We start from the raw sequence: 26394 nt of genomic DNA, 5'->3' as shown, positions 1-26394 counted from the left end.
GAATCCGCCCTGCTCACAGCGCGTCCGGGCAACGGAAACTTTGCAGTTCCAGCAGATTAAAGGGATTGTTGACGCTGGCCGCCCGCAACTCATAACTGGCGCTGAAGCCTTGTAACTGAAAAGTCAGCGTGAATTTTTCCGGCGCGCTGCCGGGTATGATGGTGGCTTCGTCCAGCAGCCTGAAAAACGCCCAGGTGCCTTCCTTGCCGCGGCTGACTTGCCGGCCATCCAGGGTCTCGAAAACGATGCGCACGCCTTGGCTGGGATTGGGCCCGGGCCATTTCATACTGACGGCTTGTTCCGGCCCATGCCGGTAAACGGCCTCCTGGCCTTCGACCTGCAAGCGAAACGTGCCGACGGTGTTATCCAGCAATTGCGGCTTCAACTCGAATTGCACCTGCGGGATATTGCCCACGGCGAAAAAGGCATCGCGAATCCTGGCCGCCGTCTGAAATTGCCGAATCGAGGCTTGCGACAGGCCCAGCGGCTTTTCCGAAGCCATTTCCGTCCATACGGGCTTGCTGGTATCGACGAAGGGTTTCAAATTGGCTTGAAAAAACTGATCCATCACACCCGCCGGCGCGAACAGTTTGGCAAAGTCCGCCAGCAACACGTCTTGCGCCGAGCTTTTGCTAAACGGATAGCGTCCGCCCAACGCCGCCTTGCAAGGCGAGGCCACGCCGGTTTTGACCATGTCGCTCAATTGCCCCTTCGCGGCGGAAGACAGCTTTTGCCCGCCGCTGCTGACGACGATTTGAAACCAGCTCTTCAAAGGCTCGGGCAGGCGGGCAAACTCCATCTGCGCCTGTTTCAACACATCCATGCCGGCGCCACTGAAAACATTGGCCTGGTTTTGCAAGGCCTGTCCGCCAGTGTTGGCGACGCTCAATTGCAAGAAATAATCCCGCAGACTTTTTAATTGCTGCAACACGGGTTCCAATGCACTGGGTTTGTCGGGGCCGCCAGCGACTAGATTGCGCAAGGCTTCAAACCGATTTTCCACCGCCAACACCGGATCAGGCTCACCGCCAAGACCTGCAGCTTCCTTGGCCATCTCCAACAACTGCCCGCCTTTGTCACCAGCGGCTTCCACCGCTTTGCCGGCCGCCTGGGACAACGCGTCACTGACTCGTTGGTTCAAGCGGGTCAATGCGGTATTGTCATCGATGGTTACCAGCAAGGCATGCAAGGGCCCGTCCGGGCGCGACAATATATCCAGAATCTGCGTGGTCTGATTGGTCGATAAGGCCGATTGCAATTTGATTTTAGCCAGTAAATCCGTCCAGGCCGCCTGGTATTCGTTCAAATACAGTTTTTTCAGTTCACGATGAAGCTGCTCGATTTGCAGGGTTTCCAGCTTGGCCTGACTACCCAAGACCCAGTTCTGCTCGACCGCGTCTTTGACAAAATCACGGCTTTTCTTCAAGAACAGCTCGGTATAACCATAGGCCGTGAACAGTCCTGGAATGGTATAGCTTAAAACATCCTTGCCGTCGGACATTACAAACACTCGGCCGGCATCCGGCCCCAAGGCCTTACTCAGGCGTAAATCATGGCTTTGATCCAGCAAGGCTTCGGTTTTGAAGCGGGAATAAATTTGCCCAATCAACGGCACTTGCATCAATTTACTGCGCACTGCGGCGACAAAATTGTCATCGACTTGAACCGGCTGCAACTGCATATCCAATAGGTGGTTCAAATGCGTGACCAGTTGCCCCAAGGCCTGCGGATCGGTCGCGTATTGCCTGTCCCAATCGGCGCGTATCCAGGCTACGGCCATGGATCGATCCATTTTATCGGTCTGATTGAACATCAAATACACTTTCAGCAATTGATACAGTACCTCCTGCTTGTTGCCTTCCTGCCCCTGCATGCGCTCCTTCAGGCGCGTCAGGACTGCCGGCAGAAAATAGTCGCGGAGCAGCTGTTCATAGCTATGATTGGCGGCAGCTTGAATTTTGTCGCCTTGTGACAACCCCCAACCGGACAGAAAACCGCTGTCTTGATAAATATCGCGAATCGCCAAAAGGCTATTCAAGCGCGGCAGCAAGGCATTGAAATTGCCTTGTGTATCGTTGCCGCTGATTTTGATCGCATGATATTGCGCGATCTGTTCCTGGACTTTATCCAAGGCGGTCTGGTTTTTGAAATAACTGACGGTCCACAGCCCCATCATCAGCACGAAAAACAAGCCAGCGCCGACATAAGCCGCCAGTTGCAACAAGCGGGTGCGTTTGGCCAATACCGGGTCCTGCCCGGCTAGTTCGGCTTCCGGAAACAAGACGTCCTTCAGCAGACGGGTCAGGAAAAAGCTCTTGCCCTGACCGCTATACATCGGCACGGTTTGCCTGTCCAGATGAAAGGCTCCCGCCAGAATGCCCAACACCCGATCGATGGGCGTGCCTTCCTGCGTGCCGCTGGTAAAGTAAATTCCCCGCAACAACACCGGCTCTTCATAACGGTTAGGCATAAAAGTGGCCTGCAAGAAATCCATCATTGCCGGTTTCAACAAGGCTATTTGCTGCGGGAAGTCCACAATCGCCGCGCGGCGTTGAATATCGCGCTCGTCCTGGATACGTTTCAAGGTTCGCACTTGCAAACGTTGCAATAACTCGGAAAAACCACTCGCAAACTGCGCCAATACATCGTGATCGCCCTGCAAGGTGGTGGCGGAAAAAGTTTCCCCCCAGACCTGCGCCCGCTGCTCCGGCGCCAGATCGGCAAAGAAATCGCTAAAGCCGGCGACCAGATCGGTTTTGGTAAACAGTTGATAAACTGGCAAGCGCACGCCCAATTGTTGATACAACTCCATAATGCGGGTACGCACCGCCTTGGCGTGCTCAGCCCGCTCCCGTTCGGACTGTTGCAATAAGTCGGACACGCTGGTGGCGATGATAACGCCGTTCAAAGGCCTTAAAGGCCGGTGCTTTTTGATCAGGTTCAAAAATCCGGCCCAACCGGCCGCATCGACCGCCTGATGACTCTCTTGCGTCGTGTAGCGGCCGGCGGTATCCAAAAACACCGCATCATCGGCAAACCACCAATCACAATTACGCGTCCCGCTGACGCCTTTGATGGCATGCTTGCCCAACTTTTCCGCCAAGGGAAAATGCAAGCCGGAATTGACCAGAGCCGTGGTTTTGCCAGACCCCGGCGCACCGATGATCACGTACCAGGGCAATTGATAAATAAACTGTCCGCCTTTTTTGGCTTCCGCCCGCGATTGCTTGAGTAGCGTCAATGCTTCTTCAAAGCCCTTGCGCAGCATATCCACTTCATCGGCCGAGGCCAGCGCGACCTGATCGACATCCGAGGCCACCAATTGCTGCACCAGTTGCTTTTCGGTGCTGCTGGCGCGAATTTGCATCAGCAAGCGATAAATCACCCACACCACAAACAAACCCGCGATTAGCAAAATCCTGGGCAACTCCGCTTCCAAGGGTACATGCCCAGCAATCGCAATCAGAGGCCCTGCTAGCCAAATTAGAATGCTGAAAGCCAGCAAGCCTAGAAACTGGATGACCCAGATATTGGTAAAAAATGCTTTGAGCTTACCCATTTACGCTCTCACTGAATCAGTAAATCGACACGACGATTGATCGCCCGATGTTCTGCGGTATCGTTCGCCACCAGCGGTTCGCTGTCGGCGCGCCCTTCGAAACGGATTTTGCCGTTCAACGCCGGCGCAGACTTGAGCAGATCGTCGCTGACCGATTTGGCCCGCGCGGTGGACAAATGCCAGTTGGAAGGAAAACGCGCGGAACGAATCGGTACATTGTCGGAATGGCCCGTGACCAGTAAGTTGTCGTTGCCAGCCACCAGTTCATCGGCGATTTTCTTCAACATCGGATCGAATTCCGCTTTCAGCTGATCGCTGCCGGATGCAAAGGAATTGCGCACGCGCAGCAAGCGGTCATCGACCACTTCGACCATGTTGGCGGCAATCTCCGTGGCCAGGATTTGCTTGAATCGTTCGCGCCTGCCCGGTACCGGCGGTTTGACGACCGGCATGGCCTGCGCGATGTCGATCGGCTGTTTACCCAGCGCGAACACATCCGAAAACAATTGGTCGGAACGCGCATTCAAGGCCACGACAAATCCGATATAGGCCAAGATCAAGGCGACGCCTAACACGGCGCCCACCACCCACAGCGGCACATAACGCACCAGGGCGTTACGCACATCGCGCAAGCCCTGCCAGCGTGGCGACAACTCGCGTTCGTAATCGCCCTTGACCCGTTGTATCAGCTGATACAACTCCAGCCGGTATTTTTCCAGCTCGTTCAAGCCATTGGTCAGAATGCGGAACTTGCCTTGAAAACCCAGGCTCAAGAACAGGTAGGCCAATTCGATCAGAGGCAGGTTTTGCGCGGGTTGTTTGACCAGCATACCGACGATGTCGAAAAATTTCTCGCCGCCCCAGGCTTCCTTATGAAACGAAATCAGCAGGCTTTGATGCCCCCAATCGCTTTGCGCGCCCCAAGGCGTGTTCAGTATGGTTTCATCCAGGAAGCTGCAAAGGGCATAGCTCGCCATCCTCGTCACATCGGCTCCCAGCCCGGCCTGCAGCAGCCGATTTTCGAAGCCGCTGACTTCGGCGGACAAGCGCTGGCGTAATTCGGCGATCGCAGGATAAACCGCGGTTTGCCGCAAGCGACTGGCCAGCGAAATCATCGATGCCGCCGCCGATACCATGACGTTTTCCTGAAACTCGCCAGTGATCAATGTTGCCGTCGGCGGGGGGCTTAAACTTGGGGCCGATGAAGGTGGGGGGCTGTAGGCTGGGGCTTGAGGGCTCGGTGGCGAAGCCGCCCGCCGACCGCCCGGCATCGGCCGGATCACGGTTCTGTCACTATCTTCGAAGGAGCCGAAAGGATCGTTTTGATTCATGGCATTCAACCTTTTCTAATCGCCCAAAACTCGAGTTCCAGTTCCGGAAAACTGCCGCCGATATGAATCGCGAAACCGCCGGACACCGCCATCTTGCTCCACAACTCGCTTTGCTTGTTCAATTCAAAATACGAATAGCCGGCATGGTAAGGAATTTGCCGCGGCGCCACCGGCAGAGCCTGAATATTGATGCCAGGCAAGGCCGATCTGACCAGTTGCTGAATGTCTTCGACCGGGCCGATTTTGACTTGCGGCGGAAAATGGGAGCGAATCAGCTCGGAAGACACTTGGGCCTTGGCCGCCAGCACGAAAATCGCGCCCTCCAGCAAATTCAGTTCCGGCCGTTTCGCGACATACACGCCCGGCTTGACTTCCGCCAGCGGCAATTGCACCGCGTTTTGCTCCAGCACCATGCTCAACAAGCCGCGCAACTCGTCGATCAGCGGCATGAAGCTGGCCTTGAGGTCGTCGTGCCGGTAATCCGGAAAAGCGAGGGGGCGCTTGCCGGGGCGATAAAACGTCGACAATTCGCCGGCGATTTGCAGGCACCATTGAAAAAGCTCTTCCGGATGCAGCGTGGCGGCATGGGCCAAATGTGCCAGCAAGGGTTGATAACGGTTGATCATCTGCAACAACATGAAATCAGCGATCTCCGCGACCCCACTCCCCTGGCCGCTACCCGCGACCCGCGCGGCCAAGGCCTCGCCGCGGGTATGGAACAAGCCCTGCAATTCACGGACGAAACCGCCGAGAATACCGGCACTGGCGCAATGCACGGCCGGCGGAATGTAGTTTTCGTCCAGAATCACGCTTTTGTCGGCACGCATTTCAATGATGCGGGCCACGCCAAGACAGACGTAACCCGAGCGCTCCTGGCTATCGCACATCAAACGAGGTTTCAACGCGCCGATTTGCACATCGTAGCGACCATCGGCACCGCTGTTGTTATCGCGCACTTGCCGCTCGCTAAGTCTATAGCGCGCCATGTTGTCCGGGTAAGACTCGCTATCGACCTCATTGGCGTCGGAACGCCGAAGCGGTAACGCCAGATAAACCACGCTGGCTTTTTCGTTCTCCGGCACTTCCAGCGGTAACGGCAAATCGTCGTCTTGCGGCAAATCGAACGGCGTGCCGTCCGGAAACACCCCGCTGCATTCAGTCAAACCCAGCTTGCCGATGGCCAGACAGGTTTGATCGAGTTTCAAACGAGAAAAGCCCCAGGCGTAAGCCCTGACGCCTTGCGACAAACCGCGCAACAGATTTTCAAAGTAGCGATCATGTTGCTGAAAATGTTGAGGGCGAAGAAACATGCCCTCCGACCAGACGACTCGATTATTTTCTGACATAGGTTGTGGTTCTAGGCTGTAAAGCAGCGACGCTTAGGGTTTGTGGACTGACCGGCTCAGCAGCAGCATTTGTTTTTCATAGGCATCGGCAAAGGCCTCGCCGAAAAACTCCTCCTGCGCCACGGCTTTCAACTGAGGATATTTTTCGACGTAATAGTCCCAGCATTTGGCTTTTTTCTGGAACAGCACGCCTTCACCATGCGTCTTTTCGATCAATTGCGGATCGAAGCTGCGCAGCACGTCGGCCAAAGCCGCCTGTATACCGGCCGTCATCGCGATCTGATGATTCATGATGTCGCTAAAACCTTCTTTGACGGCCTGCTTCGGCGGCAGAAATCCCGGATTGGTCGGCGACAGAATCAGTTTCATCGCATCGTCGACATTGGGCGTGAATTTTAGGGGATTGTTGTCGACCGAACGCATCGTGGTGACGGAAACGCGAAACTGGCTTTTCAACTCGGCGCGCGCGCGCAACACCTGCATCAGGCCATCAACCATGCCGCGCAGCAACTCGCCGGAAGTTCTCATCAGCGCGGGCCACTGTTCGGGAGCAACCAAACCGGGATCGTTGATGCCGGCACCGGCCAAAAATTCGCGCAACAAGCGGTCGTCGCCCGGCGGGGTAGCCGTATGCGCCGGCATCGGTTTCGTCGAATGGCCTTCGGCAACCGGCGCCTGAACAGCCGGCGTATCAATCGCTTGCCTGGGCTGCGGTTGCGCATCCAGTGGCTCCAGTGGCTGGATTTGGTCGGTGGCCCGGACTTGCTCGACCGGCTCGGCAAAGATCGGTTGTTCCGGCTGTTCCCGAGAAACGGCGGGCTCAGGCATCGCAAATGGATCGAAAGCGGCATGATCGCCGGCAGGCCGCTCCGGTAAATTTTCGGCCGGTTCGGAAAAGGCAAACGCGGGTTCGGTCTCCGCCGGTGGCGGCGGGCTTTGAACCGGCTCGGCTTCCTCGGCAAAAAAGTCATCCGGCAGCGACGGCAGTTCCGGCGGCTGCGGTTTTGCCGCCGGCGCGCCACCGCCCATGCCGGGCAATTCTTCTAATTTGGAAAGCAAATCGCCAAAATCCAAATCATCGATGGGTGCCGCCGACGGCGCGGCAACAACCTCGGGTGGAATGAAACTTTCATGCACCGGCGCGGATTCCGGCTGCTCGATGAAGCTGGAGAAGAAATCCGCCGTCGGCTCGCTCGGTTTCGGTTGCGCGAACGGCTCCTGCAAAATTTGGCTATCGGCCATGTCCAACTGTCGCACCGGTACCTCAATGCCGGTAAAAGTCGACTCGGGCACGGCATCGGTTATAGAAACGCTTAATTCATATTCGCCTATCCGCAATCTCTGGCCATCGCGCAACGGTGACCGCGCCTGCTGCAGCGGAGTATCGCCATCATCGAGATAGGTGCCGCCGGTGCTGCTGTCTTGAATGAAGTATTGCCCGCCTTCGAAAACGATGGTGGCATGCAGCCTGGAAATGAATTTTTCCGGGTCGGGTAATACCAAATGATTGTTGGGCGCGCGCCCTATGGTACCGTCATGGGTGTCGAATTGAGCGCTGATTTCCTGACCGGGCGGCAATCCTTTGTAGCGGGTGGTTCTGAGTATCAATGCCATGGCTTATATCTGTCCTGTCGATCGCATCGTACTCGGATTAGGCTTCGGGAACGAAAATGAACGGGCTGCCTTCGTGTCCGGCATGCTGCAACGGAGCATATTGCGGATTCTGTTCGAAACCCGCTCTGGACGCCGAGGCTTTGACCTGCCGGGCCACGTCACGAAAAATATCATAATCCTCGATGATGCGTTTATTGCCGCGCAAGACCTTCAAAAAGGCATTGGCGAATACCGAATGCGCACCGCCGCCGGTATCCATGACCGGTTTGACGCCGCCCGAGGTCAATACGGTGCGCGCCTTGCGGCTATTCATCGCTTTGAGCCAGCGTTCCCGCTTGGCGGCATCCATGCCTTCCGGCAACTTCGCCACCGCAGAGCCTGTCAACGCGCCGGAATAGCAGGAATCGGCCACCACCATCACATGCCTGGCCTGCATGATGCTGAGGTATTCGGTGATGCTTTGACTGGAAATCCAGTTGGCCGAGTTACCGGCCTCGGCATCCACCGGCAGCCAGTAAGCGCTCTGCGATTTCGCATCGATCTCGCCATGACCGGCATAGTAAATCAGCAAATTATCCTTGTCGGTCAATTTCTGGTTCAGTTCGTTCAGGGCCGACATGATGGCATGCCGGTTGGCATTCAATAGTAATTTGGTCTTGAAGCCGTAACGCTCGCGCAACAAGACCTCAAGGCTCTTGGCATCGGTAGTCGGTGTCTGCAGATCGGGATAGCTGGCATAATCGTTGTTACCGATGATCAACGCGTAAAAATTGCCAAACTGGATGTCTCCCGCGCGCTGCACATCGCCGGTTGTGGTGCCGGCAAAACTGGGTTGTTCGGCGGATTCGGCGGCAAACAAACGCACGCTCAAATCGCTGCTGTGATTTTTCTTGTCGGTCGCCACAATGCGTATCAAGGTTTCCTTATCCTGCAGTCTCACGTCGGTCTGAAAACGGCCTTCGCTATCGACTTCGAGCGGTTTGTCGTTCAACAAAACCTTATTCAGACCGGCTTTGGTATCGACACGTCCGACCAAGCGCTTGCTGGCTTCGCCGAGTGTGAACTGGATGCTGGGAATACCACGGGTCACCGTGACGGCGGGCTCCAGCAATTCGATAGCCGGTCCATTGCCCATCGCCAATTGCGTTGGGGCTTGTTGCTCCAACTTTTCCTTCAGGCTGGCAATCTCGCGCGCCTGCTGCTGTAACGCCGATTTGCGCGCGTCGATTTGGGTCCGATCGATTTTTTTGTCGGCAGTCAACCAAGTCGTGAGCTCGGCCGATTGAGCTTGATAGGCTTCGATTTTCTCATTCAGGCGGTTTTCCAGGTCGTTTTTCGCGCCCTCGGCCACCGAAACGGGCGTTTTTTCCTTACGAGCCGTTTCCAGTTCACGCGCCATGCGTTTGCGCTCCGCACTCAGAGTCTGGGTCAAGCTTCCCAATTTTGCCTGTTGCGATTTCAGCCGTTCCTCCTTTTCCCGCAACTGTTGCTCCAGAGCTCGTATTTCACTGGAATCCGCGGGGGCTTCGGATTTTTGCTGCTGCAACGTGGTCCGTAGCGCTTCCAATTCGTCCTGCGCCTTCCTCAAACTTTCCTGCTGCTCCAAAGCCTGTTCACGAGTATTTTTCAACTGCTCACGCAACTGTTCGGCTTCCCGTCTGGATTCCGCCACTTCCTGTCGTAGCGCGGCAAGCTCGCTTTCCACCTGGCCACTTGTGGCTTGCACCGGTTGTACGGTTTGAGTCTCGACCGCCGGCGTAAATTGCAAACCGGCCTCATCCAGCCCCGCCGACTTCCGATACCAGCGCATCGCGGTTTCCTTGTTTTCCGGCACGCCCAAACCCTTTTCGTACAAATGCCCCAAATTCAATTGCGCTTGGAAATTACCCTGGTTGGCGGCCTTTTCATACCATTGGGCCGCGGCCTGATAATCAGCCTGGGCGCCCAGGCCCTTTTCAAAAATCTCACCCACATAAAGCTGGGCGCTGGCATCGCCCTCCTGCGCCTTGGGCAACCAGATTTTCAATGCACTGGCGTAATTAGCCCTGTCGTAAGCAACGTACTCTCCCCCCCTTACCTCGCAATCGGCCGCGGTAGTGCGCACCGGCCGGCGCTGACTCAGATAGGTCATCTGCGAGCCCAATTTACGTACCTGTCCCGGTAGCAGGCAATCGACCACGAACAATTTATTGGTGTCCTGAATCGCAAATCCCTCGGTAGCCTTGGCGATTTCTTCCTTGCTCGCCTCATGGGCGCAAGATGCCAATAAAATCGTCGAAATGGCGAGTACCAATTTCCGCGTGTTAAAAAGTTTCACAGGCATAGGGCCGCCTTGTCGTTGTGTTAATGACTCGAGCGAAAATAGCAGAAAACCGCGATAGCGACAAATAGCCTTCTTGACTCCCAGCAATTCTCAATTTAGCCGATGCTGGTAAACTGAGCTGATTTTTTCATAACAGCTCACGGACGATGGCTCACCCTTTTAAAGAAAACGAACAATTCACGCAAGCCCGCTTGATCGAGCGAATCAGGCAAGTCTTCGAAACATTGCCCGACGGTCGTAGTGGGACGGGTGTTTACCAGAAATACACTATGTCCGATGCGGCGCTTAGCGCGTTTTCGGTGTTTTTCATGCAATCACCCTCGTTTCTGGAGCATCAGCGGACAATGCAAAAAGAACGCGGCCAAAATAACGCCCACAGTCTATTTGGCGTTTATCAGATTCCGAGTGACAACCAGATTCGGAATCTGCTGGATGCCGTGTCGCCCGACGCTCTATGGCCGCTGTACCGATGGGTGCTGCAGGCATTGGAAGCGCAAGGCAAACTCAAAGAATTCCAAGTGCTGGAGGATAGTGTACTGGTAGCCTTGGATGGGGTGGAGTATTTTAGTTCGCAGAAGATTCATTGCGAATGCTGCTCGACGAAGACGCTAAAGACGGGAGTTGTTCAGTATGCTCACAGCGCGGTTACCCCGGTAATCGTTTCCCCACATCAGGCGGATGTCATTCCGTTGGCCCCCGAATTTATCGCACCGCAAGACGGGAGCGATAAGCAGGATTATGAGTTGGCGGCCGCGCGACGCTGGTTGGAGCGCGAAGGCAGCCACCTGCCGGCAAACGTGACTTTTTTAGCCGACGATTTATATTGCAAACAGCCTTTTTGCGAATACCTTAAGCAACAGGGCCGACATTTCATCCTGGTTTGCAAACCGGAATCCCATAAAACCCTCTACGAGTGGGTCGAGGATTTTCAGCGGCTCGGGCAGGTTGAAGTGATAGAAAAACGCCACTGGACAGGCAAGAAACGATTGACCGAACGCTACCGCATCGCTCAGCAAGTGCCGTTACGCGACAGCGACGATGCCCTATTGGTGAATTGGTGCGAAATCGAGGTCATCGATGAACAAGGTCATCTCGTCTACCGCAATGCGTTCGCCACGGATTACGCATTAGGCGCGCACAATGTGGCCGATATCGTCAGCACCGGTCGTACGCGCTGGAAGATCGAAAACGAAAATAACAACACCTTGAAAACCAAAGGGTATCACTTCGCGCATAACTTCGGGCACGGTAAAAAACATCTCGCGGCCTTGTTAGCCAGCTTGATCATACTGGCTTTTCTGGTTCATACGTTGCTGCAATGGTTCGATCGATGTTATTGCTTGCTGCGCGAAGAACTGTCCAGCCGGAAGACGTTTTTTAACGATTTAAGGGCAATCACCCGTTATGTCTGTTTTGATAGCTGGCAACATTTGATGGAATTTATGCTTGATGGCCTGGACATTCCAATCCCTCGCTGAGAAAAATTATATTGCTCCGCTTAAATTGAGAATTGCTGCTTGACTCCAACCCTTCCCAATTTAACGAAAAAGGGCATTGGGTAGCGATTTTCGGAGATGTCGGCAGCAGGGAGGGATTTACGGCAGGCATCGAAAAACGCTCCCCTGCCCCCAAAAAGCAGTAAAAATAAACAACCGAGGACTGCTGTCCCGACTCGTCCGCCACCGGCCGGCCGATGAAAACCTTCAAGGTTCCTGCGGCGCACTTGCCGCTGGCTGGATCGCTTCCACCGTCAATTGGTTGTCTATCAGTTTTACCCGGTAATCTTGCGTTTGATGCGGCTGGACCTCGGCAATGGCTCGCCATCGCGCGCTATCCAATTGTCTGAACGCCGCGAAAAAACCGACAGAGGCGACATCGTCATCGGGTTTAATTGTCAGTTTTTTCGTCTCGCCGGGCTTTAGTAACAAATTTTGCTTGCGCGCCAGATCGGCGCTCAAGGTAGCCTGTTCGTTATCGTACAGCGCAAAAAAATCGGCGGCGCTGAAATTGCTCTGCTCGCGCAATTCATAAACTCTCAGCATCACTGGAGCGCCATTGCCGTTGCTGTCTGCATTCAAATTGGCGGAAGCTTCGATTTGCAAATTGACGAGGGTTGGCGGCGGCGGTGGCGGTAGTTCGGGATCGCTGGCGCAGCCCACGACCAGCACATTGAGCATTGTGTATATGCAAAAGCGCTTCATTAGGGTAAACCTCCGTGGAAATTATCACTGGGATTAAGGATAGCCTGTTTTCGGCATAGGCTGGCGATTAACAACAGCCGTTCAGCATAAGCCATGCCAGCTAGCGTAGACCGACGTCCATTGCAAGTTTCGGCTAAAATCCTCCCTTCCTTCTATGGCCGATGTCTCCATGAACTCACTAGACACAGCATTAACCGCTTTCCAGCAGTCACAAATCCGGTTTGACGAATTGTTGCAAGTCGTCAGGGAAACAGCACGCCAAGGCGGGCCTGAACTGATCGCAGCCAGGCAGAGGCTGGAAGCCGAATTTCGATCCGGAAAACTTCCGCCGCAAATCCACGCCGCACTTGTCGCCGAACTGGACGATAAAACCCATGTCACCCATGCGCCGGAAGATTCGACGATCAAGGCAAGCCCCGTCCCGATAGACGACGCCACCCGGATTCAAGCCGCCACGAAAACCGGGTCCCTCAACAAGACAGGCATGGATACCGAATCGCTGCTTAGAGGCTTACAGGAACAACAAGCGCATAAAGAGCTCAGCGTAGGCAGCACCCTGAAAAACCGCTTCGTGTTGCAACAGTTATTGGGTGTCGGCGGCATGGGCATGGTGTTCAAGGCCACCGACTTGCGCAAAATCGAAGCCGCCGATAAAGACCCCTACGTGGCCTTGAAAGTACTGAATCAGGATTTTCAGGCCAATCCGATGGCACTGGTGTCGCTGCAACGAGAAACCAAGCGGGCGCAGACCCTGGCGCATCCCAACATCATCAAGGTCTACGACTTCGATCGCGACGGCGGCCACGTATTCATGTCGATGGAATATCTGATCGGCCACCCACTCAGCCATCTGATCAAGGAACACTCCGCGGGCTTGCCATTCAAACAGGCCTGGCCGTTGATTCGGGCGATGGCCGACGCGCTGCACCACGCCCATAAGAAAAACATCGTGCATTCCGATTTCAAACCCGGCAACGTGTTCATCGACGAAAACGGCGAAGTGCGCGTGCTGGACTTTGGCATTGCCTGCGCGATCAAACAGGGCGACAAGGATCATCAAGACGCCACGGTATTCAATGCTCGCGCCCTTGGTGCGTTCACGCCGGCCTACGCCAGCCTGGAACAACTGCAAAACAGCGATCCCGACCCGCGCGACGACATTTACGCGCTGGCCTGCGTCAGTTATGAACTATTGAGCGGCAAACACCCATTCGGCCGCTTGTCGGCGGACAAAGCCCAAGAAGTCAATCTGCAAGCCAAACCCATCCCTCAATTATCGCGCAGGCAAATGAAAGGGCTGCAAAAGGCCTTGGCTTTTCAACAAGCACAGCGCACCGCGACGATAGATGAATTCATCAATGCGCTGGGCCCGCGCTCGACAGTGTTTTATGGCTTGTGGGGTAGCGGTATCGTCGCGGTGACGCTGTTTGCCATCAACATCTATTTGAGCATGATTGCACCGCCTACTGTCGTCGAAGCCCCCAAGGTCGCGGTACAAATAGCACCGGAGCAGCAACAAAAAATCAATGATCTTCTGGAATTGGCCAGCATTCATGCCGATGTCGGTTATTTAACCGCGCCCACCGGCAGCAATGCGTTGTGGGCCTACCGGGAAATTCTGAAAATCGACCCCTACAATCAGCCGGCAACCAGCGGCATTCTGAAAATTGCCGACATGTTGGAGCAACAGGCCTGGGAGGCCTATGAAAAAAGCGACCGCTCCACGGCCCTAAAAAAAGTCCAAGAAGGTTTGGAAGCCAATCCTTCACACAAGGGCTTGCTGAGTTTGCGGGAAAAACTCCGCGCGAGCCAATAAGCGCTCTCGCTGCCACGCCAAACTTGAACTATAATGTTTCAGAAAAATTCTTGGGAGAATCAGATGTTTAAGTCAACAAGCCATAGCAGTGCCCGCAATCCTTATCACCACTTCGAGTCAAAATCCCGACTCATTCAACTCGCCCTGGGTTTGACCACGATGGTGGTTGCCGGCGAAGCCGCTGCCAGTTGCAACGCCAATCAACTGGCAGCCAGCAGCGCGCTATCCAGTTACTTATCAAACTTGAATGGCGGCGGCAGCGAAGTACCCATCGATTATCAGATCCCGACAAACTTTGAAATCACCGAAACACCCACTACCCACTACGAATACTCCAGTTCCTCCTACGATACACCTTGTGATGCCAATACCGTTAGCATTACGCCGGACCAAATCTTCGCAATGGGTTCGTTGGCCACACGCGTCAATGGCGGTAAAATCACACAACCTTCGGACTATTTTGGTTTAAGACAACAGGGCCGCCGTGGGGGCGGTGCCGGCGACATCGATTTTCCGCCGTTGAATTTTTGGAGCAAAATCGACAGCGATTTCGGCTCGCGCGATACCACTTTCAGCCAACCCGGCTTTGAGTTCGATAATCACAACTTCGTTTTTGGCGCCGATTACCGGATTTTCGATAACTGGGTAGCCGGCGGATCTTTTGCCTATCGCCACAACACCGCCGATTTCGACGGCGGCCGCGGCGAAACCGTCAATGACACGTACACCGGTACGATTTATACCGCTTATCACATCACCGACGCGGCTCATGTCGAAGCCACGGCCTCTTATGGCGGCTTTGCCTACGATACCCGCCGCAACATTACCTATAACGGTGAATCTTCCGTGGCCAAGGCTTCGCCAGAAGGCGGCCAGTACGCCTTCAGCTGGGGCGGCGGCTATGACTTCAACATCGATGCCTGGACCATTGCCCCTTATGCGAGAGGCGAATACATGAATCTGGACATCGACAGTTACAGCGAGTCAGGTAGTCCTTACGCGGTGAGATTCGGCAAGCAGAACATCGAGTCGCTGACCTCGACCGTCGGCATTCAAACCGCTTACGCCTTCAGTTTTCCTTGGGGAGTTTTGATTCCGCAATTGCGTGGCGAATGGCATCATCAATTCATGGATGGCGGACGCCAAATCGAAACCGGTTTTGTCAACGATCCCAGCGGCCAAAGCTTCATCATGACCAGCGACGGGCCCAGCCGCGACTACTATACCTTCGGCGCGGAAGTATCCAGCGTCTTTGCCGGTGGTATTTCGGCATTTTTGGCCTACGAAACTTTACAGAGTTACACCAGCATCAACAGCAACAAATTGATGCTAGGCGCCAGACTCGAGTTTTAATCCTATCCGCGATGCCGTTAGCGACGCAAATCGCTAACGGCACCGCATGACTCATGGGGTTTCGCTCAAGCGAATACCCTTTTCTTCGATGACGATCTTCCGCTGTTTATAAAGCCCGCCAATCGCCTGTTTGAAAACCTTTTTGCTGACGCCGAAGGTGTCATAAATCATCTCGGGCGGACTCTTATCGGTCAGCGCGATATGGCCGCCATGTTTTGCCAGCACAGCCAAAATCTTGGCCGAGGTCGCATCGACTTTTTCGCCGTATTTTTCCTGACCCAGAATCAAGTCCAGCCTATGATCAGGGCGGACTTTCTTGATATGGCCAGTCAGTTGCTGGCCGCGTTTCAAAGGCTGGAATACCTCGTTTTTGTACAAGACGCCCCAGTATTTATGATCGACCACGGCCTTGAAACCCAACTCGGTGAAGTCGGCAATGATCAATTCCACCGCCTGCCCCTCCTTATAATAAAAAGCCTCATCCTGAATGAAATCGTCCAACAGCATGGACGCGGCGATGCGATTGTTTTCATCCAGAAACAAACGCACTAGACAAGAGCGCCCCTCCACCAGCTTGCCTTTTTGTTCGCTGAACGGCAACAACAAATCCTTCGGCAAGCCCCAATCCAGAAACGCGCCAGCGTGGCTCAGCGACACCACCTTCAGCCAGGCCACTTCATCGACCTGGGCCTTGGGTTTTTGCGTGGTGGCTACGGTTTGGTTTTTGCCGTCGATATAAACGAAAACTTCGACGTTATCGCCGATTTGACGCGCGGCGTTCGCAACATCCACCAATACCAGTTCGCCGAGTTCACCACCATCCAGATAACACTGATTGTCGAGCTTTTTGGCAATGGTCAGCCTATTGATTTTGCCGATTTCTATCATGATGTTTCCGTTGTCGTTGTTATCAGGCCACCCCGTCGGGCCAGGTTATAACCCATCTTACAAAACCTCCGCCAGATTACCCTTGTCTTCCAGCCAGCTCTTGCGATCGGAGGAGCGTTTTTTCGCCAACAATAAATCCATGCGTTCGAAGGTTTCGTCGTTTTCGGCGATGGTCAGTTGTACCAGCCGGCGAGTATCCGGGTTCATCGTGGTTTCCCGCAGTTGCGACGGATTCATCTCACCCAAACCTTTAAATCGCTGGATATTGACCTTACCGGTGAGTTTTTCGGCTTCGATGCGCGCCAGCACGCCCAGGCGCTCCGATTCGTCCAGGGCATAAAACACCTTCTTGCCGACATCGATACGATATAAGGGCGGCATTGCCACGAACACATGGCCAGCCTTGACCAAGGCTTTGAAATGACGGAAAAACAAGGCACAAATCAGCGTGGCAATATGGTTACCATCGGAATCGGCGTCGGCCAGAATGCAGATTTTACCGTAACGCAGATTTTGCAAGTCATCGCTGTCCGGCTCTATGCCCAAGGCCACTGCGATGTCATGCACTTCTTGCGACGCCATCACTTCGTTGGAATCGACTTCCCAGGTGTTCAAAATCTTGCCCCTAAGCGGCATGATGGCCTGATATTCGCGGTCGCGCGCCTGCTTGGCCGAGCCACCGGCCGAATCGCCCTCCACCAGGAACAGCTCGGTACGGCTGATGTCTTGCGCCGAGCAATCCGCCAGTTTGCCGGGCAAGGCGGGACCGGCGGTGATTTTTTTGCGCACGATTTTCTTGGCTGATTTCAGGCGTTTCTGCGCGCTGGCCAGGATGATTTCGGCGATTTTCTCACCTTCCTGCGGGTGCTGATTCAGCCACAAGCTGAAGGTATCCTTGGCGACGCCGGAGACGAAGGTCACGCATTCGCGCGAACTCAAGCGTTCCTTGGTTTGCCCGGAGAATTGCGGATCTTCCAGCTTCACCGACAACACGAAATGGCAGTTTTCCCAAACGTCTTCCGGCGCAATCTTGACGCCGCGTGGCAGCAGATTGCGAAAATCGCAGAACTCCCTGATCGCCTCGGTCAAACCGGCGCGCAAGCCATTGACGTGCGTGCCACCCTGGGCGGTGGGCACCAGATTGACATAACTCTCCGCGACCGCTTCAGGCAAGCTATCGGTCGTCCAGACGATGCCCCATTCCACTGCCTCGTTGCTGGCCACCATGTTGGCCATGAACGGCGGCTGCGGGAAAATCTCGGCGTCGCCGACGCGATCCAGCAAATATTCCTGTAAACCGTTCTGGTAACACCATTCGAATTTTTCATCGGACAGTTCGGAAACCAACACGATTGTCAGGCCAGGACACAATACCGCCTTGGCCCGCAATACATGCTTCAGCTTGCTGACGGACACTCGATTGGAATCGAAATATTTACCGTCCGGCCAAAAATGTACGCTGGTGCCGGTGTTGTTTTTGCCGACCGTGCCGGTTTGTTGCAAGTCGCCGACTTTGTCACCACCGGCGAATTCCATTTGATAAACCCCGCCGCCGCGCTTGATCTCGACCAACAATTTCTCAGATAAGGCGTTGACTACCGACACGCCGACGCCGTGCAAGCCACCGGAAAACTGATAATTCTTGTTGGAAAACTTGCCGCCGGCGTGCAGCTGGGTCAGGATCACCTCGACACCGGGAATGCCTTGTTCGGGATGGATATCCACAGGCATCCCGCGACCGTCGTCGACGACCTTGATCGAACCGTCCTTGAATAAGGTAACTTCTATGCTTTTGGCGTAGCCGGCCAAAGCCTCGTCCACACTGTTGTCCACCACTTCTTGAACCAAATGATTCGGCCGTGTCGTGTCGGTGTACATGCCCGGACGTTTGCGCACCGGGTCCAATCCGCTCAGCACCTCGATCGCGGCGGCGTTATATTCGTTACTCATTGTTAGTCATCGTTTGCGTTAAATTCATACTATAATGCTCGGTCATTTTGAGCACTGCTAGTTACATTATATGTCGAGAAGAAAAAGCGCATCCCAATTTGAGGAGGCGATGGAAGAACTAGAGAAATTGGTCGAACAAATGGAGCGTGGCGATATTTCCCTGGAGGAATCCTTAAAATCCTTCGAACGCGGCATCAAACTGACCCGGACTTGCCAGCAAGCGTTGCAGGAAGCCGAACAGAAAGTGCAGATCCTATTAGAAAAAAACGGCCAACAAACCCTGGAGCCATTTAACGATGAGTAAATTGAAAGCCTACCTAACCGTCTGCCAAGAACGCGTCGAGCGCGCGCTGGACGCCCGTCTGCCTGCCGAAAACATTCTGCCACAAACCTTGCATCAGGCCATGCGTTATTCCGTATTGAACGGCGGCAAACGCACCCGCCCTTTATTAACTTATGCAACCGGCCAGGCTTTGGGCTTGAGTGAAGATCTGCTCGATGCGCCGGCTTGCGCGGTAGAATTCATCCATGTGTATTCGCTGATTCACGACGATCTGCCAGCCATGGACAACGATGATCTGCGCCGCGGCAAACCGACCTGTCACAAGGCTTATGACGAGGCCACCGCCATTTTGGCCGGTGACGCGCTGCAGGCGCTGGCGTTTGAAATTCTGGCCAACGACCCCGGCATCACCGTCGATGCCACGGCTCGCCTGAAGATGATCACGGCATTGACCCGCGCCAGCGGCTCTCAAGGCATGGTGGGCGGTCAAGCCATCGATCTCGGCTCCGTCGGCCGCAAATTGACGCTGCCGGAACTCGAAAACATGCATATCCACAAGACCGGCGCCCTGATCCGCGCCAGCGTCAATCTGGCGGCATTATCCAAACCCGATCTGGATCCTTGCGTCGCCAAGAAACTAGATCACTATGCCAAATGCATAGGCTTGTCGTTCCAGGTCAAAGACGACATTCTCGACATCGAAGCCGACACCGCGACACTCGGCAAGACTCAGGGCAAGGACATCGATAACGACAAACCGACCTACCCTGCGCTATTGGGCATGGCTGGCGCCAAACAAAAAGCCCAGGAATTGCACGAACAAGCGGTCGAAAGCTTAACGGGATTTGGCAGCGAAGCCGACCTGCTGCGCGAACTATCGCTTTACATCATCGAGCGCACGCACTGATCCAATTGCACTACCACCGCACGGTGATTTCAAGGAATAAATAACGACATGGCTCTTTCCAAAGACTTCCCTCTACTCAATTCCATCCACAGCCCGGCGGACATACGCGCACTGTCCAAGGACCAGCTCCAGCAACTGGCTGACGAGGTGCGCGGCTATCTGACCCACACGGTCAGCATTTCCGGCGGCCATTTTGCCGCCGGTCTCGGCACCGTGGAACTGACCGTGGCCTTGCATTATGTGTTCAATACCCCCGTCGATCAGTTGGTCTGGGACGTGGGCCATCAGGCCTATCCGCACAAGATTCTGACCGGTCGCAAGGAGCGCATGCCGACCATTCGCACCCTGGGCGGGGTGTCGGCCTTTCCGGCGCGGGACGAGAGCGAATACGATGCCTTCGGCGTCGGCCATTCCAGCACCTCGATCAGCGCGGCACTGGGCATGGCGATCGCCTCGCAGCTGCGCGGCGAGGACAAGAAGATGGTGGCCATCATCGGCGACGGTTCCATCACCGGCGGCATGGCTTATGAGGCGATGAATCATGCCGGCGATGTGAATGCCAACCTGCTGGTGATCTTGAACGACAACGATATGTCGATCTCGCCGCCGGTCGGGGCGATGAACAATTATCTGACCAAGGTGTTGTCGAGCAAGTTTTATTCGTCGGTGCGGGAAGAGAGCAAGAAGGCCCTGGCCAAGATGCCTTCGGTGTGGGAACTGGCGCGCAAGACCGAGGAACACGTGAAGGGCATGATCGTGCCCGGTACCTTGTTCGAGGAATTGGGTTTCAATTATTTCGGCCCGATCGACGGCCACGATGTCGAGATGCTGGTGTCGACCCTGGAAAATCTGAAGGATTTGACCGGGCCGGTATTCCTGCATGTGGTGACCAAGAAAGGCAAAGGCTATGCGCCGGCCGAGAAAGACCCGCTGGCCTACCATGGCGTACCGGCCTTCGATCCGACCAAGGATTATCTGCCCAAGGCGGCGCCGTCGCCGCATCCGACCTACACCGAAGTATTCGGCCGCTGGCTGTGCGACATGGCGGCACAAGACGAACGCTTGCTGGGCATCACGCCGGCCATGCGCGAAGGCTCGGGTCTGGTGGAATTCTCACAAAAGTTTCCGAAACGCTATTTCGACGTCGCGATTGCCGAACAGCATGCGGTGACCTTGGCCGCCGGCCAAGCCTGTCAGGGCGCCAAACCGGTGGTGGCGATTTATTCCACCTTCCTGCAACGCGGTTACGATCAATTGATCCACGACGTGGCCTTGCAGAACCTGGACGTACTGTTTGCACTGGACCGGGCCGGTCTGGTCGGCCCGGACGGCCCGACCCATGCCGGCGCCTTCGATTTCAGCTATCTGCGCTGCATTCCGAACATGCTGATCATGGCGCCGGCCGACGAGAACGAATGCCGGCAGATGTTGACCACGGGTTTTCAGCACCCTGGCCCCGCCTCGGTGCGCTATCCGCGCGGCAAGGGGCCTGGTGCCGCCATCGATCCAGGGTTGACCGCGTTGGAGATCGGCAAGGCCGAGATTCGCCATCACGGCAGCCGGATCGCGATTCTGGCCTGGGGCAGCATGGTCACGCCTGCCGTCGAAGCCGGCAAGCAGCTGGGCGCGACGGTGGTGAACATGCGTTTCGTCAAGCCGTTCGATGAAGCCTTGGTGCTGGAATTGGCCAGGACGCACGATGTGTTCGTCACCGTCGAGGAAAACGTCATCGCCGGCGGCGCTGGCAGTGCGATCAACACCTTCCTGCAGGCGCAGAAGGTGCTGATGCCGGTCTGCAACATCGGCCTGCCCGACCGCTTCGTCGAGCAAGGTAGCCGCGAGGAATTGCTCAGCCTGGTCGGCCTCAACAGCAAGGGCATCTTCGCCACCATCGAACAGTTTTGCGCTTGAAAACAGGAACGACAATGGAAAGATTGAAAAGCAAGATTCGCGACATCCCCGATTTTCCAAAACCAGGGATCATCTTCAAGGACATTACCCCATTGGTCAAAGACCCTGCCGCCTTGAGGCTAACAGTGCATCAATTGCTGCACCCGTTTCTGGGGCGCGACATCACCGCCGTCGCCGGCATGGAAGCGCGCGGTTTCATCTTCGGTTCGCTGGTGGCATGGGAACTCGGCATTCCGTTCGTTCCGCTCAGAAAGCCCGGCAAGCTTCCGTACGACGTCCAAAGCGTATCCTACGATCTGGAATACGGTTCGGCGGAATTGCAGGTGCATATCGATGCCTTCGACGAAAACGACAAGGTTTTGTTGATCGATGATTTGTTGGCGACCGGCGGCACCGCGAAAGCCAGTTGTGACTTGATAGAGAAATTGGGCGCCAGCGTCGTCGCTTGCGCTTTTGTCGTGGAACTGGATTTTTTACAAGGACGGGAAAAATTGCAGGATTACGAAGTCCATTCCTTGCTGCATTATTGATCAAGCAATAAAAACGCCGCATCTCTGCGGCTTTTTTGTCAGGCTAGCGTCTTTTCAAACGGCTTTTTTTTTTGCTGATGTCGTCCATCTTCACCGACACCTCTGCAAACTCCCGCTCGACCCCATCGAAGGATTTGGACATACTGTCGAATGCCTGAACCGTATCATCGCCCGCCGTCGTATCAATTGCGTCCCTGGGCGCCTTGGCTTCAGGCTCTAGTGCCTTGCGAGCGGCGGCACCGCCCTCCTTGGATTTGGCATCTGAAATTTCGCCGACATCCACATCGCCCTCAAGCTCAAGATCAAGTTCAAGGTCGTTAGCATCGGCCTTGCCGTCATTGACCAGATTCTGGCGATATTGTAAAAACGACTCACGCATGAAGACATAAGGATCCAGGGCCGCCTCATTAATGAAATTCAAAGCGCCTTCGGCATTGGCACGGTCGCTAATTCCTTCCACGATCCCGGTTCCTACCACATAGGTTCCTGGATTCGCGGCTTTGTCAACGACAACGGCCGCGCCATCCCTCAGCGTAGTCGGCCCCATGATGGGTAGTACCAAATACGGCCCCTGATCCACACCCCAAACCGCCAGTGTTTGGCCAAAATCTTCTTCGTTATACGCCAAGCCAAATTCGCTCGCCACATCGAACAACCCCAACAGGCCAATGGTCGAGTTGGCCAGAAAGCGCCCCGTATCGGAGGCGCTTTGTTCGAATTTACCTTGCAACACATCGTTCAGAACGACATTGATACCTTTCAGATTTCTGAAAAAATTGGTAACCCCGGTTTGCATGAAGTTCGGAGTAATAAACTTATAACCATCGGCGACAGGCTTCAGCAAATATTTATCCAGCCCCATGTTGAAACCATAAATGGACCGGTTCAAATTCTCATAAGGGTCCACGGGAGACGGCCGCGCCGCCGCCAGAGAAGCACCGCCAATCGCAGGTTCGGTGCTAGCACACCCCGTTACAGATAGCGCACCGGACATTAACAGCGCCCAAAAAAGAGATGTTTGGCTCTTGCCATGTAGAATGGGGGTATGCATTGCTTACAATTCCTGACAGACTTATTGTTTAGCGTAACTTTCAATTTTCTCGTTGATTTTGGCGATCAGCGCATCAAATCCCTCTCGGTTCAAAACACTGGTGTAATCCGAACGTTTCAACGCCAAATCACTGACACCATCCGCTATTATATTGATAATCTGCCAACCTTCGTCTTTTTTCTTCATCATATAGTCGAATTTGACGTCCTTTTCTCCGGGAATTTTCAAATTGGTGTGTATGACGACGCCACCACGACCGGTTTCTTCTTCGGACACGAAGCTGAAAGACTCCCCGGAAAAATCCTTGAAATTGTGCGCATAAGCCGAAACGCTGAGCTGACTAAACACGGACTCCAGTTTAGCCTGCTGCTCGGGGGTAAGCTCTTCCCACTGCTTGCCAACCACGATACGGGCAATTTTGGGCAGGTCATGGCTTTTTTTCACCGCCGCGTCCAGCTTGTCATATCTCCCTTGAAAACCGAGTTCCTTGCCCTGCTTCATGACCTCGATCAATCTGTCCTGGAACTCTTCCACCACTTGTCTAGCCGTCACCTCTTCCGCCAGAGACACCGGCGACAAACAGACCAGCAGCAAAATGCTCAAGCCTAAATAAATTTTTCTTAACATAGTCATCACCAAAAATTCTCGTAAAGTTCAAAGGCAGCCCGTTTCGAACACTCAAGACTCGACCTTGACCGGAATATCGGAAATCGAAGTTTTCCCACCCGCAACGTATTCGGGATTTTTCTCGGTCACCATGGCTCCGGAAGTTTTCGGGCCACGGATACTTGCCCACAAGGCTTTCAACGGATTTGCCAGCGTGTCTTCCACGGCGGTTGCCTCATAGCCACAATGCGCCATGCAATTTGCGCATTTCGGATTCTTGACTGTGCCGTATTTATCCCAAGGCGTGGTATCGATCAATTCCTGGAAGGAACTGGCGTTACCTTCGTCCGCCAGCAAATAACAAGGTTTTTGCCAACCGAACACATTGCGGGTCGGGTTACCCCATGGCGTGCAGTTGTAGTTTTGGTTACCGGCCAGAAAATCCAGATATAACGAAGAGTGGTTCAGCTTCCACTTGCGCTTTTTCTCTTTGCCGATTTTGAAAATACCGCGGAATAGATTCTTGACATCGACGCCTTTGATGAATACATCCTGTCTTGGCGCACGCTCGTAGCTGAATCCAGGGGCGATAGTCACGCCTTCCACACCCAACTCAGTGACATAATCCAGGAATTCAGCCACCTCATCCGGAGTTTCACCCTGAAACAAGGTGCAGTTGACGGTCACGCGAAAGCCTTTACTCAAAGCCAATTTGATCGCTTCGACGGCAATATCGAACACGCCTTCCTGACAAACGGAAGCGTCATGACGATCCTTCAAACCATCCAGATGAACGGAGAAGGTCAGATACGGCGACGGTTTGTAATCGTTGATGCGTTTTCGCAACAACAGCGCATTGGTGCACAAATAAACGAACTTCTTCCGCGCAATAATGCCTTCGACGATTTGCGGCATTTCCTTATGGATCAGAGGCTCGCCGCCCGGAATGGACACCATCGGCGCGCCGCATTCGTCTACCGCGTCCAAGCATTCCTGGACCGATAAGCGTTTATCGAGGATGTCATCCGGATAATCGATCTTGCCACAACCGGCGCATGCCAGATTACATCTGAACAAGGGCTCCAGCATCAAAACCAAAGGATACTTTTTCGCACCCTTCAGCTTTTGCTTGATCAAATAACTACCTACAGCCAACTGCTGACGCAAAGGAACACTCACGGCACATTCTCCAAAACTAAAAACAACCGGCGAACATCGCTGTTACGAAAAAACAACAATCGATACATCACCACAAAATCCGATACTCGAGCACGCACAACATAGCGAAAAACGTAACTTCGGACAAAAGCACGACCCGATTGTTGCTAGAATACTACTTTTTTTGGGTCTTCTCCAGCACAAATCATAAAACGCAACATTTCCCGACGAAAAACATCTGCCGCATCACCCCCTTCCGCCTGAATAAAGACACAGGACAAGTCCGCGTCGAACATTTAAAATTACCTTAATAAACAACAAGAATTTAAGTATTCTAAAAGTAGAACCGAGATAGACCCACATTGACGAAACCAAAACCCACAATTCATTTGCAGTAAAACAACACCACTTTGCAAAAACCCAACAAACAGTCTATCATTGCTTCAACTACTTAAGTTGGCTATCGAAAGCTCATGAACGGACCTCAACCACTCATTACCAACCCGCAATTGCTTTCGCAATTATCAGACGCGGAACTACAGGCAGTTTTACTCGAAGGAGTCTCACGGACTTTTGCGCTCACCATTCCCCAGCTGCCGGAGAATCTGTACCCTGCCGTTGCCAACGCCTATTTGTTGTGCCGTATCGTCGACACGATCGAAGACGAAATCTCGCTGAACGCGGAACAAAAAAAACGTTTTTGCAGCGAATTCATCCAAATCGTCAAAACAGGCGAAGGTGCTCAAGCTTTTGCCGATGAACTCGCGCCTTTACTTTCGACACAAACCATTCCCGCCGAACACAGCCTGATTCATTTGATCCCTAGGGTCATTGCGATCACGCACAGCCTGGATCGGGCGCAAATTGAAGCCTTGGCTTGTTGCGTGGAAACGATGGCGAACGGCATGCCGGTCTATCAAGCCCTGGACCTGCGGGCCGGCCTGAAAACCATGAAAGACATGGATGATTACTGTTATTACGTAGCCGGCTGCGTCGGAGAAATGCTGGCCAAGCTGTTTTGTCACTACTCGCCGCAAATCGACGCGCATCGCGACGAATTACTGAAACTTTCCGTATCATTCGGCCAAGGCTTGCAAATGACCAACATTCTGAAAGACATCTGGGATGATGCTCAGCGTGGCGTGTGCTGGCTGCCGCAAGACATTTTCACCGAAACCGGCTTCAACCTGGCGGACTTGACGCCAACCACCAACGACGAACGCTTTCGCAAAGGACTGGAGCACCTGATCAGCATCGCGCACGGTCATTTGCAGAACGCCTTGACCTATACCCAATTACTGCCTCGCCACGAAACGGGCATTCGCAACTTCTGCCTGTGGGCGCTGGGCATGGCGGTGTTGACACTGAAAAAGATCAAGCAAAACCTGAGCTTCAACGAATCCAGCCAGGTCAAGATCAGCCGGAATAGCGTCAAGGCCACGATTTTGGCCTGCAAGCTCAGCGCGCGCAGCAACCTGTTACTTTCATTACTTTTCAATCTGACCAGCCAGGGACTAAAGACACCTGGTTGGCAGTACTTACCCGAATCGCACACTGGACAATAAGG

At 54.2% G+C, this 26394-nt stretch carries 19 protein-coding genes; 8 read left to right on the top strand and 11 right to left on the bottom strand.

Annotated elements, in window-relative coordinates:
* Positions 1-13 precede the first annotated feature (13 nt).
* Genes tssM through NM686_RS04110 form a run of 5 tightly spaced genes read right to left on the bottom strand, consistent with a single transcriptional unit; the run spans position 14 to position 10173 of the window.
* On the bottom strand, positions 14-3559 hold the full coding sequence (tssM, locus tag NM686_RS04130; protein WP_255186618.1) for a type VI secretion system membrane subunit TssM: 3546 nt from the start codon (positions 3557-3559) through the stop codon (positions 14-16).
* An 8-nt stretch (positions 3560-3567) separates the two neighbouring features.
* Complete coding sequence (icmH, locus tag NM686_RS04125) at positions 3568-4890, bottom strand: type IVB secretion system protein IcmH/DotU (RefSeq protein WP_255186617.1); 1323 nt, start codon at positions 4888-4890, stop codon at positions 3568-3570.
* 5 nt (positions 4891-4895) lie between these two features.
* Complete coding sequence (gene tssK / locus NM686_RS04120; RefSeq protein WP_255186616.1) at positions 4896-6236, bottom strand: type VI secretion system baseplate subunit TssK; 1341 nt, start codon at positions 6234-6236, stop codon at positions 4896-4898.
* A 33-nt stretch (positions 6237-6269) separates the two neighbouring features.
* The gene (gene tagH, locus NM686_RS04115; protein WP_255186615.1) at positions 6270-7850 is read right to left on the bottom strand and encodes a type VI secretion system-associated FHA domain protein TagH; all 1581 of its coding nucleotides are present in this window, start codon (positions 7848-7850) and stop codon (positions 6270-6272) included.
* A gap of 37 nt (positions 7851-7887) precedes the next feature.
* Positions 7888-10173 (bottom strand): caspase family protein, encoded by a 2286-nt coding sequence (locus tag NM686_RS04110; protein ID WP_255186614.1) that lies wholly within the window; start codon positions 10171-10173, stop codon positions 7888-7890.
* A 191-nt stretch (positions 10174-10364) separates the two neighbouring features.
* Here NM686_RS04110 and NM686_RS04105 point away from each other — a divergent pair, with 191 nt between their 5' ends.
* Entirely contained in the window at positions 10365-11651 is a 1287-nt protein-coding gene (locus NM686_RS04105; protein WP_407942382.1) for an ISNCY family transposase, read from the top strand.
* Positions 11652-11876: 225 nt separating this feature from the next.
* Here the strand turns inward: NM686_RS04105 and tssJ are convergent, their stop codons facing one another.
* Positions 11877-12374: a type VI secretion system lipoprotein TssJ gene (gene tssJ / locus NM686_RS04100; protein ID WP_255186613.1), complete on the bottom strand. Its 498-nt coding sequence runs from the start codon at positions 12372-12374 to the stop codon at positions 11877-11879.
* A 169-nt stretch (positions 12375-12543) separates the two neighbouring features.
* Between tssJ and NM686_RS04095 the strand changes: the two genes are divergently transcribed.
* On the top strand, positions 12544-14190 hold the full coding sequence (locus tag NM686_RS04095) for a serine/threonine-protein kinase (RefSeq protein WP_255186612.1): 1647 nt from the start codon (positions 12544-12546) through the stop codon (positions 14188-14190).
* 63 nt (positions 14191-14253) lie between these two features.
* On the top strand, positions 14254-15543 hold the full coding sequence (locus tag NM686_RS04090; protein ID WP_255186611.1) for an autotransporter outer membrane beta-barrel domain-containing protein: 1290 nt from the start codon (positions 14254-14256) through the stop codon (positions 15541-15543).
* A 51-nt stretch (positions 15544-15594) separates the two neighbouring features.
* On the opposite strand, the gene NM686_RS04085 is transcribed toward NM686_RS04090, so the two are convergent.
* Positions 15595-16431, bottom strand: a complete 837-nt coding sequence (locus tag NM686_RS04085; protein WP_255186610.1) for a CvfB family protein — start codon at positions 16429-16431, stop codon at positions 15595-15597.
* A gap of 57 nt (positions 16432-16488) precedes the next feature.
* The gene (gene parE, locus NM686_RS04080) at positions 16489-18381 is read right to left on the bottom strand and encodes a DNA topoisomerase IV subunit B (RefSeq protein WP_255186609.1); all 1893 of its coding nucleotides are present in this window, start codon (positions 18379-18381) and stop codon (positions 16489-16491) included.
* Between the two features lie 70 nt (positions 18382-18451).
* Between parE and NM686_RS04075 the strand changes: the two genes are divergently transcribed.
* Genes NM686_RS04075 through NM686_RS04060 form a run of 4 tightly spaced genes read left to right on the top strand, consistent with a single transcriptional unit; the run spans position 18452 to position 22012 of the window.
* Positions 18452-18685: an exodeoxyribonuclease VII small subunit gene (locus NM686_RS04075; RefSeq protein ID WP_269022393.1), complete on the top strand. Its 234-nt coding sequence runs from the start codon at positions 18452-18454 to the stop codon at positions 18683-18685.
* A complete protein-coding gene (ispA, locus tag NM686_RS04070; RefSeq protein ID WP_255186607.1) occupies positions 18678-19571 on the top strand; it encodes a (2E,6E)-farnesyl diphosphate synthase in 894 nt (297 codons plus the stop codon). Before NM686_RS04075 ends, ispA begins: the two co-directional genes overlap by 8 nt.
* A 48-nt stretch (positions 19572-19619) precedes the next feature.
* Positions 19620-21482, top strand: a complete 1863-nt coding sequence (dxs, locus tag NM686_RS04065; RefSeq protein WP_255186606.1) for a 1-deoxy-D-xylulose-5-phosphate synthase — start codon at positions 19620-19622, stop codon at positions 21480-21482.
* Positions 21483-21496: 14 nt separating this feature from the next.
* Positions 21497-22012 carry an adenine phosphoribosyltransferase gene (locus NM686_RS04060; RefSeq protein WP_255186605.1) on the top strand — a complete coding sequence of 172 codons (516 nt, stop codon included), beginning with the start codon at positions 21497-21499 and terminating at the stop codon, positions 22010-22012.
* A 43-nt stretch (positions 22013-22055) separates the two neighbouring features.
* On the opposite strand, the gene NM686_RS04055 is transcribed toward NM686_RS04060, so the two are convergent.
* The 3 genes from NM686_RS04055 to hpnH are packed head-to-tail and all read right to left on the bottom strand — an operon-like array spanning position 22056 to position 24848.
* Positions 22056-23063 carry an MlaA family lipoprotein gene (locus tag NM686_RS04055; RefSeq protein WP_269022390.1) on the bottom strand — a complete coding sequence of 336 codons (1008 nt, stop codon included), beginning with the start codon at positions 23061-23063 and terminating at the stop codon, positions 22056-22058.
* Between the two features lie 21 nt (positions 23064-23084).
* A complete protein-coding gene (locus NM686_RS04050) occupies positions 23085-23690 on the bottom strand; it encodes an ABC transporter substrate-binding protein (protein ID WP_255186603.1) in 606 nt (201 codons plus the stop codon).
* 51 nt (positions 23691-23741) lie between these two features.
* Positions 23742-24848, bottom strand: a complete 1107-nt coding sequence (gene hpnH, locus NM686_RS04045; RefSeq protein ID WP_255186602.1) for an adenosyl-hopene transferase HpnH — start codon at positions 24846-24848, stop codon at positions 23742-23744.
* A 452-nt stretch (positions 24849-25300) separates the two neighbouring features.
* Between hpnH and NM686_RS04040 the strand changes: the two genes are divergently transcribed.
* Complete coding sequence (locus tag NM686_RS04040; protein WP_255186601.1) at positions 25301-26392, top strand: phytoene/squalene synthase family protein; 1092 nt, start codon at positions 25301-25303, stop codon at positions 26390-26392.
* Positions 26393-26394 lie beyond the last annotated feature (2 nt).

Origin of the sequence: Methylomonas rapida (assembly GCF_024360925.2) — a bacterium.
Classification (GTDB): domain Bacteria; phylum Pseudomonadota; class Gammaproteobacteria; order Methylococcales; family Methylomonadaceae; genus Methylomonas; species Methylomonas rapida.
Note: the sequence above shows the minus strand (reverse complement) of the source record. Positions and strands in the feature narration are given on the sequence as shown.

What these genes read in the sequence shown, in the direction of transcription:
- NM686_RS04075 (WP_269022393.1), top strand. Translation starts at nt 18,452, where the DNA reads ATGTCGAGAAGAAAAAGCGCATCCCAATTTGAGGAGGCGATGGAAGAA.
- tssM (WP_255186618.1), bottom strand. Translation starts at nt 3,559, where the DNA reads ATGGGTAAGCTCAAAGCATTTTTTACCAATATCTGGGTCATCCAGTTT.
- NM686_RS04050 (WP_255186603.1), bottom strand. Translation starts at nt 23,690, where the DNA reads ATGTTAAGAAAAATTTATTTAGGCTTGAGCATTTTGCTGCTGGTCTGT.
- NM686_RS04055 (WP_269022390.1), bottom strand. Translation starts at nt 23,063, where the DNA reads ATGCATACCCCCATTCTACATGGCAAGAGCCAAACATCTCTTTTTTGG.
- icmH (WP_255186617.1), bottom strand. Translation starts at nt 4,890, where the DNA reads ATGAATCAAAACGATCCTTTCGGCTCCTTCGAAGATAGTGACAGAACC.
- dxs (WP_255186606.1), top strand. Translation starts at nt 19,620, where the DNA reads ATGGCTCTTTCCAAAGACTTCCCTCTACTCAATTCCATCCACAGCCCG.
- NM686_RS04040 (WP_255186601.1), top strand. Translation starts at nt 25,301, where the DNA reads ATGAACGGACCTCAACCACTCATTACCAACCCGCAATTGCTTTCGCAA.
- tssJ (WP_255186613.1), bottom strand. Translation starts at nt 12,374, where the DNA reads ATGAAGCGCTTTTGCATATACACAATGCTCAATGTGCTGGTCGTGGGC.
- NM686_RS04110 (WP_255186614.1), bottom strand. Translation starts at nt 10,173, where the DNA reads ATGCCTGTGAAACTTTTTAACACGCGGAAATTGGTACTCGCCATTTCG.
- ispA (WP_255186607.1), top strand. Translation starts at nt 18,678, where the DNA reads ATGAGTAAATTGAAAGCCTACCTAACCGTCTGCCAAGAACGCGTCGAG.
- NM686_RS04090 (WP_255186611.1), top strand. Translation starts at nt 14,254, where the DNA reads ATGTTTAAGTCAACAAGCCATAGCAGTGCCCGCAATCCTTATCACCAC.
- NM686_RS04085 (WP_255186610.1), bottom strand. Translation starts at nt 16,431, where the DNA reads ATGATAGAAATCGGCAAAATCAATAGGCTGACCATTGCCAAAAAGCTC.
- tssK (WP_255186616.1), bottom strand. Translation starts at nt 6,236, where the DNA reads ATGTCAGAAAATAATCGAGTCGTCTGGTCGGAGGGCATGTTTCTTCGC.
- parE (WP_255186609.1), bottom strand. Translation starts at nt 18,381, where the DNA reads ATGAGTAACGAATATAACGCCGCCGCGATCGAGGTGCTGAGCGGATTG.
- NM686_RS04095 (WP_255186612.1), top strand. Translation starts at nt 12,544, where the DNA reads ATGAACTCACTAGACACAGCATTAACCGCTTTCCAGCAGTCACAAATC.
- NM686_RS04060 (WP_255186605.1), top strand. Translation starts at nt 21,497, where the DNA reads ATGGAAAGATTGAAAAGCAAGATTCGCGACATCCCCGATTTTCCAAAA.
- tagH (WP_255186615.1), bottom strand. Translation starts at nt 7,850, where the DNA reads ATGGCATTGATACTCAGAACCACCCGCTACAAAGGATTGCCGCCCGGT.